At 61.6% G+C, this 13,312-nt stretch carries 8 protein-coding genes and 1 other RNA gene; 7 read left to right on the forward strand and 2 right to left on the reverse strand.

What is annotated here, in order from left to right:
- The first annotated feature begins 355 nt into the window (after window positions 1-355).
- The 6 genes from ACLH0I_RS09955 (at window position 356) to ffs (ending at window position 9,995) form a co-directional block, all read left to right on the forward strand.
- Complete coding sequence (locus ACLH0I_RS09955) at window positions 356-1,015, forward strand: GntR family transcriptional regulator (protein ID WP_186705262.1); 660 nt, start codon at window positions 356-358, stop codon at window positions 1,013-1,015.
- Window position 1,016: 1 nt separating this feature from the next.
- Entirely contained in the window at window positions 1,017-4,505 is a 3,489-nt protein-coding gene (gene smc, locus ACLH0I_RS09960; protein WP_411386921.1) for a chromosome segregation protein SMC, read from the forward strand.
- Window positions 4,506-4,763: 258 nt separating this feature from the next.
- Window positions 4,764-5,609, forward strand: coding sequence for a cell division protein ZipA (gene zipA, locus ACLH0I_RS09965; protein ID WP_411386922.1), 846 nt, complete (start codon window positions 4,764-4,766; stop codon window positions 5,607-5,609).
- A 153-nt stretch (window positions 5,610-5,762) separates the two neighbouring features.
- Window positions 5,763-8,120, forward strand: a complete 2,358-nt coding sequence (gene ligA / locus ACLH0I_RS09970; RefSeq protein WP_411386923.1) for an NAD-dependent DNA ligase LigA — start codon at window positions 5,763-5,765, stop codon at window positions 8,118-8,120.
- A gap of 267 nt (window positions 8,121-8,387) precedes the next feature.
- Window positions 8,388-9,548: a putative zinc-binding metallopeptidase gene (locus ACLH0I_RS09975; protein WP_411386924.1), complete on the forward strand. Its 1,161-nt coding sequence runs from the start codon at window positions 8,388-8,390 to the stop codon at window positions 9,546-9,548.
- A 350-nt stretch (window positions 9,549-9,898) separates the two neighbouring features.
- Window positions 9,899-9,995, forward strand: an RNA gene (gene ffs / locus ACLH0I_RS09980) — signal recognition particle sRNA small type.
- Window positions 9,996-10,179: 184 nt separating this feature from the next.
- On the opposite strand, the gene ACLH0I_RS09985 is transcribed toward ffs, so the two are convergent.
- On the reverse strand, window positions 10,180-10,494 hold the full coding sequence (locus ACLH0I_RS09985; RefSeq protein ID WP_186705257.1) for a helix-turn-helix domain-containing protein: 315 nt from the start codon (window positions 10,492-10,494) through the stop codon (window positions 10,180-10,182).
- A 337-nt stretch (window positions 10,495-10,831) separates the two neighbouring features.
- Between ACLH0I_RS09985 and ACLH0I_RS09990 the strand changes: the two genes are divergently transcribed.
- Entirely contained in the window at window positions 10,832-12,580 is a 1,749-nt protein-coding gene (locus ACLH0I_RS09990; RefSeq protein ID WP_411386925.1) for a putative bifunctional diguanylate cyclase/phosphodiesterase, read from the forward strand.
- Here the strand turns inward: ACLH0I_RS09990 and ACLH0I_RS09995 are convergent.
- A complete protein-coding gene (locus tag ACLH0I_RS09995) occupies window positions 12,526-13,296 on the reverse strand; it encodes a substrate-binding periplasmic protein (RefSeq protein ID WP_250962668.1) in 771 nt (256 codons plus the stop codon). The genes ACLH0I_RS09990 and ACLH0I_RS09995 overlap by 55 nt on opposite strands.
- Between the last annotated feature and the right edge of the window lie 16 nt (window positions 13,297-13,312).

The raw sequence follows: 13,312 nt of genomic DNA on the forward strand, positions 1-13,312 counted from the left end.
GTTTCGACGTGGGCCTGAATTTATCAGGTCTGACTTTTCGGTCAACGATTTTCTGACTTAAGGGTCAAGAAAATCCATCTGGTCGATGAACAACGCTTTATGGACACGTTGGAACCCTGTGGGAGCCGAGCTTGCTCGCGATGACGGCGGTACATTCAGTATGGATGCAAGCTGACAGACCGCTATCGCGAGCAAGCTCGGCTCCCACAGGTTCTCCCACAGATTCTGTTCCAGGATGAGAGCCCGGTTTTTTTGCTTATATCGTGCCAAAAACCCGCTGCAGGCCCTGCGCCATGACGTACCGAGTGCGCTACACTGCGCCGCTTGTGCAAATCGAAGAGTTTGAAGGACAACCATGACGTTCAAGGCCCCGGACAGCCTCGCCGAGCAAATCGCCCATCACCTCGCCGAACGCATCATTCGCGGCGAAATGAAACCGGGAGAGCGCATCCAGGAGCAGAAGGTCACGCTGGCGCTCAACGTCAGCCGCGGCTCGGTCCGCGAGGCCTTGCTGATCCTGGAGCGACGCCATTTGATCGCGATCCTGCCGCGCCGTGGCGCCCACGTCACCGAACTCACCGAGCACAAGGTGCGCAGCCTCTGCACCCTGATGAGCGAGCTGTACATCCTGCTGGGCAACGCCGTGGCCCATGGCTGGAAAGAACAGGCCGACATGGCGCCGTTCGTCGCGATCCAGCAGCGTCTCAACGACGCCTACGCGCGCCAGGACATCCGCACCTTCGTCGATGAAAGCTTCAGCGTGATGCGCGCCGCCTATCCCTTTGCCAACAATCCGTATTTGCAGGAAACCGTCGAGAACCTGCAACCGGCCATGAGCCGTGCCTATTTCCTGGCCCTGGACCAGCGCAAGGCGGAAATGAGTGAGTTCCTCGACCTGTTCCAGCGCCTGCTCGCCGCGGTGCTGGCCCGTGATTTGCCGCAGATCCGCATCGTGCTCACGGCCTACGCCCAGCGCAGTTGCGACCTGGTGGTTTCTGCCCTGACGGCGGCCTGACGTGCGGCTCAAGTGCATCAAGTTGGCGGGGTTCAAATCCTTCGTCGACCCGACCACGGTGAACTTCCCCAGTAACATGGCGGCGGTGGTCGGGCCCAATGGTTGCGGCAAGTCGAACATCATCGACGCCGTGCGCTGGGTGATGGGCGAAAGCTCGGCCAAGAACCTGCGCGGCGAGTCGATGACCGACGTCATCTTCAACGGCTCCACCAGTCGCAAGCCGGTGAGCCAGGCCAGCATCGAGCTGGTGTTCGATAACTCCGACGGCACCCTGGTGGGCGAGTACGCGGCCTATGCGGAAATCTCCATTCGTCGCAAAGTGACCCGCGACAGCCAGAACAGCTATTTCCTCAACGGCGCCAAGTGCCGTCGCCGGGACATCACCGATATTTTCCTTGGCACCGGCCTGGGCCCGCGCAGCTACTCGATCATCGAGCAGGGGATGATCTCCAAGCTGATCGAGGCCAAGCCCGAAGACCTGCGCAACTTCATCGAAGAGGCCGCCGGCATTTCCAAATACAAGGAGCGCCGGCGCGAGACCGAAAACCGCATTCGTCGCACCCACGAAAACCTGGCGCGCCTGACCGACCTGCGCGAAGAACTCGAACGCCAGCTCGAACGTCTGCACCGTCAGGCCGAGGCCGCGAAGAAGTACCAGGAATACAAGGGCGAGGAGCGCCAGCTCAAGGCCCAACTGTCGGCTTTGCGCTGGCAGGCGCTGAACGAGCAGGTCGGCCAGCGCGAAGCGATCATTGGCAACCAGGAAATCAGCTTCGAAGCTTTGGTGGCCGAGCAGCGCAACGCTGACGCGGCCATCGAGCGGCTGCGCGACGGCCACCATGACTTGTCCGAGCGCTTCAATCTGGTGCAAGGGCGCTTCTATTCCGTGGGGGGCGACATCGCCCGGGTCGAGCAGAGCATCCAGCATGGTCAGCAGCGGCTGCGGCAGTTGCAGGACGACTTGAAGGAAGCCGAGCGGGCGCGCCTGGAAACCGAATCGCACCTGGGTCATGACCGCACGCTGCTGTTGACCCTCGGCGAAGAGCTGGACAGGCTGACGCCGGAGCAGGAAATCACCAGCGCCGCCGCTGAAGAGGCCGCCGCAGCCCTGGAAGAAGCCGAGCTGACCATGCATGGCTGGCAAGAGCAGTGGGACAGTTTCAACCTGACGTCGGCCGAGCCACGGCGCCAGGCAGAAGTCCAACAGTCGCGCATCCAGCAGTTGGAAACCAGCATGGAGCGCCTGGCCGAACGCCAGCGCCGCCTGTCCGAAGAGCGCGCCTTGCTCGCCGCGGATCCGGAAGACGCCGCGATTCTGGAACTGAGCGAGCAACTGGCGACCAGCGAAGCCACCCTCGAAGACCTGCAGGCCAGCGAAGATGCCCAGGTCGAGCGCCTTGAACAACTGCGCCAAGCCTTGCAACTGGCTTTGCAGAACCAGCAACAGGCCCAGGGCGAATTGCAGCGGCTCAATGGGCGGCTGGCCTCGCTGGAGGCCTTGCAGCAAGCGGCGCTGGACCCAGGCACGGGTACGGCTGAATGGCTGCGCGACCAGCAGTTGGCCGAGCGCCCACGACTGGCCGAGGGCCTGAAGGTCGATGCTGGCTGGGAACTGGCGGTGGAAACCGTGCTCGGCGCCGACCTGCAAGCGGTGCTGGTGGATGATTTCGCTGGCTTCGACCTGTCGGGCTTTACTCAAGGCGATCTGCGTCTGCTCAGCCCGGCCGGCGATGGCGTGCGAATTCCCGGCAGCTTGCTCGATAAGGTCGAGGCCCAGGTCGACCTGTCGCCCTGGCTCGGGCAGGTCAAGCCAGTGGACAGCCTTGAGCAGGCCTTGGCCCTGCGTGGACAATTGGCAGCCGGCGAAAGTTTGATCAGTCGTGACGGGTATTGGGTTGGCCGGCATTTCCTGCGGGTGCGCCGGGCCAGCGAAGCCGAGAGCGGCATGCTCGCCCGCGGCCAGGAAATCCAACGCCTGGGCGCCGAGCGCGAAGAGCGCGAAGCCAGCGTCGAAGCCCTGGAAACCGAATTGCAAAACCTGCGGGCGCAACAGCGTCAACAGGAAAACGGCCGCGAACATCTGCGGCGGCTATTGCAGGATGAAGCGCGCCAGCAAGGCGAGCTCAAGGCGCAGTTGTCGGCCGGCAAGGCCAAGGTCGAGCAACTGGCGCTGCGCCGCACCCGCCTGGAAGAAGAAATCGCCGAGCTGGGTGAGCAGCGGGCGTTAGAGCACGAGCAGATCGGCGAAGCGCGCTTGCAATTGCAAGAAGCCCTCGATGCCATGGCGCTGGACACCGAGCAGCGCGAACTGTTGCTGGCCCAGCGTGACAGCTTGCGCGAGCGCCTGGACCGGGTGCGCCAGGAAGCACGCCAGCACAAGGACCACGCCCATCAATTGGCGGTGCGCCTGGGCTCGCTCAGAGCCCAGCACGATTCCACGCGCCAGGCCTTGGAACGGCTGGAAATGCAGTCCGAACGCCTGACCGAAAAACGCGAGCAGTTGAGCCTCAATCTGGAGGAGGGCGAAGCGCCGCTGGAAGAGCTGCGCCTCAAGCTTGAAGAGTTGCTCGACAAGCGCATGAGTGTCGACGAGGAGCTCAAGACCGCGCAAATCGCCTTGGAGGACGCCGACCGTGAACTGCGCGACGCCGAAAAGCGCCGCAGCCAGGCCGAGCAGCAATCGCAACTGATCCGTGGCCAGATGGAACAGCAGCGCATGGAATGGCAAGCCCTGACGGTGCGGCGCAAAGCCTTGCAGGACCAGTTGCTGGAAGACGGCTACGACCTCGACGGCGTGCTCGCTACCCTGGTGGCCGGGGCGAACGAGAAGGACGCCGAGGAGGAGTTGGAGCGCATTGCCCAGCGCATCCAGCGCCTGGGGGCCATCAACCTGGCGGCCATCGACGAGTACCAGCAGCAGTCCGAGCGCAAGCGCTACCTGGACGCTCAGAACGACGACCTGGTGGAGGCGCTGGAGACCCTGGAAAACGTCATCCGCAAGATCGACAAGGAAACCCGCAACCGCTTCAAGGATACCTTTGATCAGATCAACGGCGGTTTGCAGGCCCTTTTTCCAAAAGTTTTCGGTGGCGGCAGCGCCTACTTGGAACTGACGGGCGAAGATTTACTCGATACAGGGGTGACAATCATGGCGCGTCCTCCTGGCAAGAAGAACAGCACCATCCATTTGCTCTCCGGTGGCGAAAAGGCGCTGACCGCGCTGGCCCTGGTCTTTGCCATCTTCAAATTGAACCCGGCGCCGTTCTGCATGCTCGACGAGGTCGACGCGCCGCTGGACGACGCCAACGTAGGCCGTTACGCACGGCTGGTGAAAGAAATGTCTGAAACGGTGCAGTTCATCTACATCACCCACAACAAGATCGCCATGGAAATGGCCGATCAGTTGATGGGGGTGACGATGCACGAGCCGGGCTGTTCGCGACTGGTGGCGGTGGATGTGGAGGAGGCCATGGCCATGGTGGATGCCTGAACAACGGCTTGTAGGGCTTCACCTTCGAACGCTGCAGGTATTTTTTACCCCTGGGGCTGATGTTCAATTCACAGATTGGGCACAAGCCTATGCGACAGACGGTGTAAAGTTATCTTTGGTCGTGCTAGTTTAATGTCAATTTTTCGTATGCGTGGGCAAAACGCCATTCAGAACATAGAGTTGGCGCCACGTTTTAAAGCGGTTTGCAAATAGCTAAGCCCCTTATTTTTCAGCATTTTTATAGAGGCACGGGATTACATGGAAATCGGTCTGCGCGAGTGGCTGATCGTCATCGGCATCATTGTCATTGCCGGTATTCTTTTCGACGGCTGGCGTCGCATGCGCGGCGGCAAGGGGAAACTGAAGTTTCGCCTGGATCGCAGCCTGTCGAACCTGCCCGATGAGGATGATAGCGCCGAGCTGCTGGGGCCGCCGCGGGTGCTGGACGCCCACAAGGAGCCGCAGCTGGACGAGCATGACTTGCCGTCGATGAGCGCGCCTGCCCGTGAGCCACGGGAGTCGGGTTCCAAGCGTGGCAAGCGCAACAGCGAGCCGTCCCAGGGTGATTTGAACCTGAACCTCGACCTGGATGGCGGGCCGAGCTTCAGCAGTCGCGACGGCGACTTCCCGGACGAAAACAAGGCCCCGAGCGGCGACAAGGACCAGGCCCAGGCTGAAGAAGTGCTGGTGATCAGCGTGATCTGCCGCGACCCGGCCGGCTTCAAGGGCCCGGCGTTGCTACAGAACATCCTCGAAAGCGGCCTGCGTTTTGGCGAAATGGACATTTTCCACCGTCACGAAAGCATGGCCGGTAACGGCGAGGTGCTGTTCTCCATGGCCAACGCGGTCAAGCCTGGCGTGTTCGACCTCGACGACATCGATCATTTCAGCACGCCGGCGGTGAGCTTCTTCCTTGGCCTGCCGGGCCCGCGTCATCCCAAGCAGGCATTCGACGTGATGGTGGCCGCCGCTCGCAAGTTGTCCCAGGAGCTCAACGGCGAACTGAAGGACGACCAGCGCAGCGTGCTGACCGCCCAGACCATCGAGCACTACCGCCAGCGCATCGTCGAATTCGAGCGCCGGGCGCTGACCCAGAAGCGCTGATCAATGACACAGGCTCTCCCTGACCAGAGAGCTTTTTGTGGCAGGAGAGCTTTTGTGGCGAGGGAGCTTGCTCCCGCTGGGGGCGAAGCCCCCCAAAAGGTTTAAAAAGAATGAGCAGCCCAGGCTGCTCTTTTGCTTTATGAGAGAACACCCATGAACGCCGTCGAAACCCGCATCCTAGAGCTTCGCACCGAGCTGGATCAGCACAACTACCGCTACCACGTCCTCGACGAACCCACCATTCCGGACGCCGAGTACGACCGCCTGTTCCACGAACTCAAGGCCCTGGAAGAGCAGCACCCTTCACTTGTCACCAGCGATTCCCCGACCCAGCGGGTCGGCAGCGTGGCGCTGTCGGCGTTCAGCCAGGTGCGTCACGAGATCCCGATGCTCAGCCTGGGCAACGCTTTCGACGAAACTACCCTGCGCGAATTCGACCGCCGGGTGACGGAAGGCCTCGACCTGCCCATGGGCGATTTGCTGGGCGGTGGCGCGGCAGTGGAGTACAGCTGCGAACCGAAGCTCGATGGCCTGGCGGTCAGCCTGTTGTACCAGGACGGCATGCTGGTGCGCGGCGCCACCCGCGGTGACGGCACCACGGGCGAGGACATCAGCGTCAACGTACGCACCGTGCGCAACATTCCCCTCAAGTTGCAGGGCAGTGGCTGGCCGCCGCTGCTGGAAGTGCGCGGCGAGGTGTACATGTCCAAGGCCGGCTTCGAGCGCCTCAACGCCACGCAACTGGAGGCGGGCGGCAAGACGTTTGCCAACCCGCGCAACGCGGCGGCCGGCAGCCTGCGTCAGCTTGACTCCAGGATCACGGCCAACCGTCCCCTTGAGTTCTGTTGCTATGGCATTGGCCAGGTGACGGCGGACATCGCCGACACCCATATTGGCAACCTCAAGCAACTCAAGGCGTGGGGCATGCCCATCAGTCGTGAGTTGAAGCTGGCCCACGGCGTCGACGAATGCCTGGATTACTACCGTGACATCGGCGAGCGGCGCAACGCGTTGCCCTATGAGATCGACGGTGTCGTGTTCAAGGTCAACAGCATCGCTTCCCAGCGCGAGCTTGGTTTCCGTGCCCGGGAACCGCGCTGGGCCATTGCCCACAAGTTTCCCGCCACCGAAGAACTCACCGAGTTGCTGGACGTCGAGTTCCAGGTCGGCCGTACCGGCGCGGTGACTCCGGTGGCCCGTCTCAAGCCGGTGAAAGTCGCCGGCGTAACCGTGGCCAACGCGACGTTGCACAACATGGACGAAGTGGCGCGCCTGGGCGTGATGATCGGCGATACGGTGATCATCCGCCGTGCCGGGGACGTGATCCCGCAGGTGGTTCAGGTCGTCACCGAGCGCCGTCCGGAAAACGCCCGCCGGGTGGAAGTGCCCCAGCAATGCCCGGTCTGCGGCTCCCACGTCGAGCGCACGCAGCTGATCAAGCGCAGCAAGGGCCGCGAAACCGTCAGCGAAGGCGCGGTTTACCGCTGCGTCGGTCGCCTGGCCTGTGGCGCGCAGCTCAAGCAGGCGATCATCCATTTCGTCTCGCGTCGGGCCATGGACATCGAAGGCTTGGGCGAGAAGAGCGTCGAGCAACTGGTGGATGAGGGCCTGGTGGGATCGCCTGCCGACCTGTATGCGCTGACCTTCGAGCAGGTGGTCGACCTGGAAGGCTTCGCCGAACTGTCGAGCAAGAACCTGCTGGCCGCCATCGTCGACAGCAAGCAGCCGAGCCTGGCGCGTTTCATCTATGCCCTGGGCATCCCGGACGTGGGCGAGGAGACCGCCAAGGTCCTGGCCCGCTCCCTCGGTTCGCTGGAGCGCGTGCAGGCGGCGTTGCCCCAAGTGCTCACGTACTTGCCTGATGTCGGCCTGGAAGTCGCCCACGAGATCCACAGCTTCTTCGAAGACCCGCACAACCGCCAGGTGATCAAGGACCTGTTGCGCCATGGCCTGGAGATTCAGGACCAGGGCGAGTTGGGCGCCGAATTCTCCGCCAGTACGACCCTGGGCGGCTTTCTCGACAAGTTGCACATTCCCTCGGTGGGGCCGGGCGGGGCGCAGAAGCTGGCGGACAAGTTCGGCTCGCTCGACGCGGTGATGAACGCCGACTGGCTGGACATGCGCCAGGCCCTGCCGGAAAAACAGGCCAATGCCGTGCGCGAGTTCTTTGCCATCGCCGCCAACCGTCAGCAGGCCGAAGCGGCGGAGCAGCAGTTGCGCGACTTTGGCATGCACTGGCAGAGCGAGAAGAAGGTCGTCGAAGGCTTGCCCGAGGCAGGTCACACCTGGGTGCTGACCGGTTCGCTGGAACTGATGAGCCGTGACGTCGCCAAGGATAAGTTGGAGAGCCTGGGGGCGAAGGTCGCGGGGTCCGTGTCGGCGAAAACCCACTGCGTGGTGGCCGGGCCGGGTGCTGGTTCGAAGTTGACCAAGGCCAATGAGCTGGGTCTCAAGGTGCTCGACGAACAAGCCTTTGTCGATTTCCTGGCGGGCCATGGCATCACGGTCTGAGGGTGATCGGCTTTTGTGGCGAGGGAGCTTGCTCCCGCTGGGCTGTACTGTAGGAGCTGACGAGTGCAACGAGGCTGCGATCTTTCCACTGCCCATTGAGTCGTGAGCGAAAGATCAAGATCAAAAGATCGCAGGCTTCGCCAGCTCCTACAGAGCCGAGCGGGAGCAAGCTCCCTCGCCACGGTTGATCGGCGCTATGACGCAACGCGTTGGAACGATCATGAGCGTAAGGTGATCTAGTCTTGCAGGCTCCAGGGAGAGATCGCCATGTACCGCTTCTTCGAACAACTGAGCTCACGCATCGCCGCGCCGTTCCTGGGTGATCGGTCACGTAACAGCAAGGTCTGGCCGTGCCGCTGCGGCCAGTCATTGTTCTTTCGCAACAGCCAGTGCCTGGCCTGTCTGGCGGCGCTGGGTTATCAACCTGAGCGGAGCCGCCTGTCCTCCCTGCAACCCGGTGAGCAACCCGACACCTGGACGCTGGATGCCGATCCGCACGCGGGGCTGTTCCGCCGTTGCGCCAACCTCGACACCCCGGCGGCCTGCAATTGGCTGCTGCCGGACAATGGCCACGATACCCTGTGCATCGCCTGTAGCCTGAATCGCACCATTCCTGACCTGTCGATTCCGGAAAATCCTGAACGTTGGCGCAAGGTCGAGACCGCCAAGCGTCGACTGGTCGCGCAACTGATCACCTTCGGCTTGCCGGTCATCCCGAAAACCGTCAATGAAGACATCGGCCTGGCGTTCGATTTCATCGGCGTCGACCCAGATGGCACGCCGCCGACCACGGGTCACGCCAGCGGATTGATCACCCTCGACATCAAGGAGGCGGACGATGCCCATCGCGAGCATGTGCGCCAGCAAATGCACGAACCGTATCGCACCTTGCTCGGGCATTTTCGCCATGAGGTGGGGCACTACTACTGGGACCGGCTGATTGCCAACAGTCACTGGCTCGAGGCTTTTCGCGAACTGTTCGGCGACGAGCGCGCCAACTATGCCGACGCCTTGGAGCGGCATTACCAGCAAGGTGCGCCGCTGGATTGGCAAAGCCGCTACGTCAGTGCCTACGCCACCATGCACCCATGGGAGGACTGGGCGGAAACCTGGGCCCATTACCTGCACATGATGGACGCGGTGGATACTGCCCTGGGCTTTGGCATGAGTGCTCGGGAGATGGATTTCGACTACCAGCCGTTCCCGCCCGAGACCTTGTACGACGCCGAACATGCAGGCGGCGCGGCTTTCCTTTCGTTCGTCAACGCCTGGATCGAACTGGCCGGCATGCTCAACGAACTGTCCCGCAGCATGGGCCAACCGGACTTCTACCCGTTCGTCGTACCGGCCGCCGTCATTACCAAGCTGCACTTCATCCATCTGGTGATCCAGGAGGAGGGCGGTCGGGCGGATGAGGTGCTGTTGTAGAGGCACAGATCCCCTGTGGGAGCGAGCTTGCTCGCGATAGCGACCGGTCAGCTTGTATCGATGCCGAATGTACCGACGCCTTCGCGAGCAAGCTCGCTCCCACACTGGCTCTCGGCTGTCCACAGCTCCTGCGTCAGGCACAGAACCCCGTGGGAGCGAGCCTGCTCGCGAAAGCGGTGGATCAACTTGCATCCATGCCCGATGTGCCAACGTCATCGCGAGCAAGCTTTGCTCCCATGGCAAGTGCTTGAACGCCTTCAGTTTTTAATCCGACACGAACGGTTGTAACTTCTTGCCAGATAGGTACAATGGCGCGGCTCGCCGTCAGGCGGGCGTCGTTATGGTGACCCCATCGGTCCCCCCGCAACGATTACCCGTGAACCTGGTCAGATCCGGAAGGAAGCAGCCACAGCGGGAACATTGTGTGCCGGGGTGTGGCTGGTGGGGTTGCCTCCATAACGCCCAAGCCTTCGTTCGCAAGGTTTGCCAAATTCAAAATTTCTTTTTGTTTCACTGATCGATACTGATCGGTGCTTTCTGCTGTCCAGGTTTTTGCTGGACAGGGCAAGTGAGTGTCAAAGAGAAGCCTGGCCTGTCTCGCATCGACAGGCCAGGCTTCTCTTCCATTGCATCAAGGCTTGGACAAGGCCTGGTCGACCGCCGCAATCAGCTTTCCAAGATCCTTCGGGGTGGCTTTGTGTATGACACCGAACAGGTACGCCCGCTGTTCGTCTTCATCGGTCATGTCGGCAAAAAAAGCCTTCAGTTGCACATCCAGCACATTGGCAAGCAGGAACAAGGCTTCGACGCTGGGGGTGTAGGTGCCGGTTTCGAAGCGGCTGATGGTTTTAGGGTCAAAACCGGTTTTTTCGCCAAGTTCAGCCTGAGTAAGCCCCGCTACTTTGCGGTAGCGTCTGATGGCCGGACCCAAACTTGAAATTTGCATCGCTTAATTCCCATTTAGAATCAAGAACTTAACGATAGATTTTCGCATTAGGCAACCGCGTGATCCATCACCTTGCTTTGCAAAGTGTGATGTGTTTCGTAGAATCGGCCTTTGGCACGGGTATTTGGTGACCCGCTTTGCGAAGCCGAGGGGTGTGCAAAGACCGGGCCTTGTGTTTCTTGCCACGATACAAGGCAAGGGCTGAGCCCTCCCTGGGCGCCGCCAGGGCCCGCGCTCCAGCTTCCTCAAAGTGTTTGAGCCTAGTTGATTTTCGCCTGTCTTGAAGGCGGTGCAACCGCGCGCGACAAATGAGCCTGACTCATGGATGACTGCTTCGATGGATAAGAAGTACCGCAGGGCCGTTGACGCCGCCGCGATTTTTTCCGAGACCGATCTGAGCGGGCGCATCACTTACGTCAACGATCAATTTTGCAGCCTTTTTGGTTACCGGCGCGATGAGTTGCTGGGCGCGAACCATCGCCTACTCAATTCCGCTCAGCACCCCGGCGAGTTCTTCAGCGCCATGTGGCGCACCATTGCCTTGGGGCAGGTCTGGAAAGGGGAAATCTGCAACCGGGCCAAGGACGGCACGCTGCATTGGGTCGACACCACCCTGGTGCCGGTGATCGACGATGAAACCGGGCAAATCGAGCGCTACCTGGCGATTCGCTTCGACGTCAGTGAAAAGCGTCGCTTGCTGCATTCGCTGCAATGGCGGGTCGGTCACGATGTGCTGACCGGACTGCCCAATCGAACTTATCTGTCGGACCTGCTGGATCAGGCCCTGGAATTTTCCCGCACGGAGAACCTGCCCCTGGCGGTGTGCATGCTCGATCTCGATGGTTTCAAGGCCGTCAACGACGGCTATGGCCATGCCAGCGGTGATCGGCTGCTGGTGGAGGTTGCCAGGCGCCTGCGCAGCATCGTGCGTGGCGAGGACGTGGTGGCGCGGCTGGGCGGGGACGAGTTCGTACTGGTGCTGCGCCATGTGCGTGGAATGGAGGAGTTGCATGCCGCGTTGAACCGGGTGTTGATCGCCGTCTCCATGCCGTATGGCATTGATGGCAAGGACATCAAGGTCTTCGCCAGTATTGGCGTCACGCTGTTCCCGTGGGACAACGAAGACGCCGAGACCCTGCTGCGTCACGCCGACCAGGCGATGTATGTGGTCAAGCAAAGCGGGCGCAATCGTTTTCACCTGTTCGATGTGTCCCGGGACAAGGAGGTACGGGCCACTTACCAGACCGTCGAGCGGGTCCGCCAGGCACTGGCCGATAACGAGCTGCGGCTGCATTTCCAGCCCAAGGTCAACATGCGCCATGGCACCGTGGTCGGCCTGGAGGCGTTGCTGCGCTGGAAGCATCCGCAACGTGGCCTGGTGCCGCCTCGGGAGTTCCTGCCCTTGGTGGAGGAGACTGACCTGATCGTCGAGATCGGCGAGTGGGTCATGGAACAGGTCTTGACCCAGCTGCAGCAATGGCAGCAAGTGGGGCAAGGCTGGCCGGTGAGCATCAATATCTCGGCACGGCATTTCCAGCGGGCGGATTTTGTCGAGCGGCTGCGGCAGGTGTTGGAGCGGCACCCGGCGGTGCCGCCACGGCTGTTGGACCTGCAGATTGTCGAGTCCGTCGCCGTGGAGAACCTGGCCCACGTCAGCGCCTGCCTCCAGGCATGCCAGGCGCTGGGCGTGGGTTTTTCCCTGGGTGGTTTTGGCACGGGCTACTGCTCGCTCAACGACCTCAAGCACCTGCGCACGCAAACCATCAAGATCGACAAGACCTTTGTCCGCGACATCCTTGATGACCGCGACGACCTGGCGCTGACTGAAGCGGTGATCGGCCTGGCCCGGGCCTTTGGTCGCGAGGTGGTCGCCGAGGGGCTGGACAGCCTGGAGCACGGCCAACTGCTGCTGAGCCTGGGCTGCGAGGTGGCACAAGGTTATTTCATCGCCCGGCCCATGCCGCCCGAACAGCTACCCGACTGGGTTCAGGGGTTCATTCCGCCGTCCCAATGGCAACAGCGGCCCGGCGATCAGGGCGAAGGCACCTCGCTCCTGCCCCGCGATGTTTCACTGCGGCCGGTGTAAAGCTGGATGATCGCGTCGATTTCCCCGGACGTTTTCATGTTCAGCAATGTCCTCAGAATGCGTTGTGCGGGAATGTCCGGATCGTTGCGCACGTAACAGCTCAACTGCTGTTCCTGCAGGACAGTCACCTCATGGAGCTGGCGATCAGCGGCATGCCGTTGATTGAACCAGTCCAGCGCCCATTGGTTGGTGACCCCATAGCGATAACGCCCGGCCAGCAGTTTCGCCAGCACTTGTTCCTGGCTACGGGCATCGTCGCGGTGCAGTTGACCGGTGTCGAACAAGGGTTGCAGGGTCGGGTAGCTATAGCCGAGCACGGTGCCGATGGCTTGGTGCGAAAGCGTTGCTGGCGTGACCGTCGCCGGTGCGCTGGTCGGGGCGACGAGCAGGTCGCGCTGGAAAAACAACGGGATGCTCCACAGATAATCGCCATTGTCCTTCACCCAGTCAGGGCTGACATAGCAACGTATATCGATTTCGCCGTGTTTCATGGCAGCGTCGAGCCGGGCGCGGGACAGGACGTGGAATTGCGCCGGCCTTCCCACTTGGGTCGCCAGGCTGGTCATGATATCGGGAAGGATGCCCTGGATCGGGCGGCCTCGTTCGATCTGTACCATGGGCATTGCCCAGCCGTCGGTAATGGCGAAACGCAAAGGGACTTCTTCGGCGAAACAACCGGTACCCAACAACAGCAAAGCCCCCATGGCTGAGCGCATAAACTCTCCCTGACTG

The sequence above is a fragment of the Pseudomonas sp. MPB03 genome (assembly GCF_046605385.1).
Classification (GTDB): Bacteria; Pseudomonadota; Gammaproteobacteria; order Pseudomonadales; family Pseudomonadaceae; genus Aquipseudomonas; species Aquipseudomonas zanjanensis.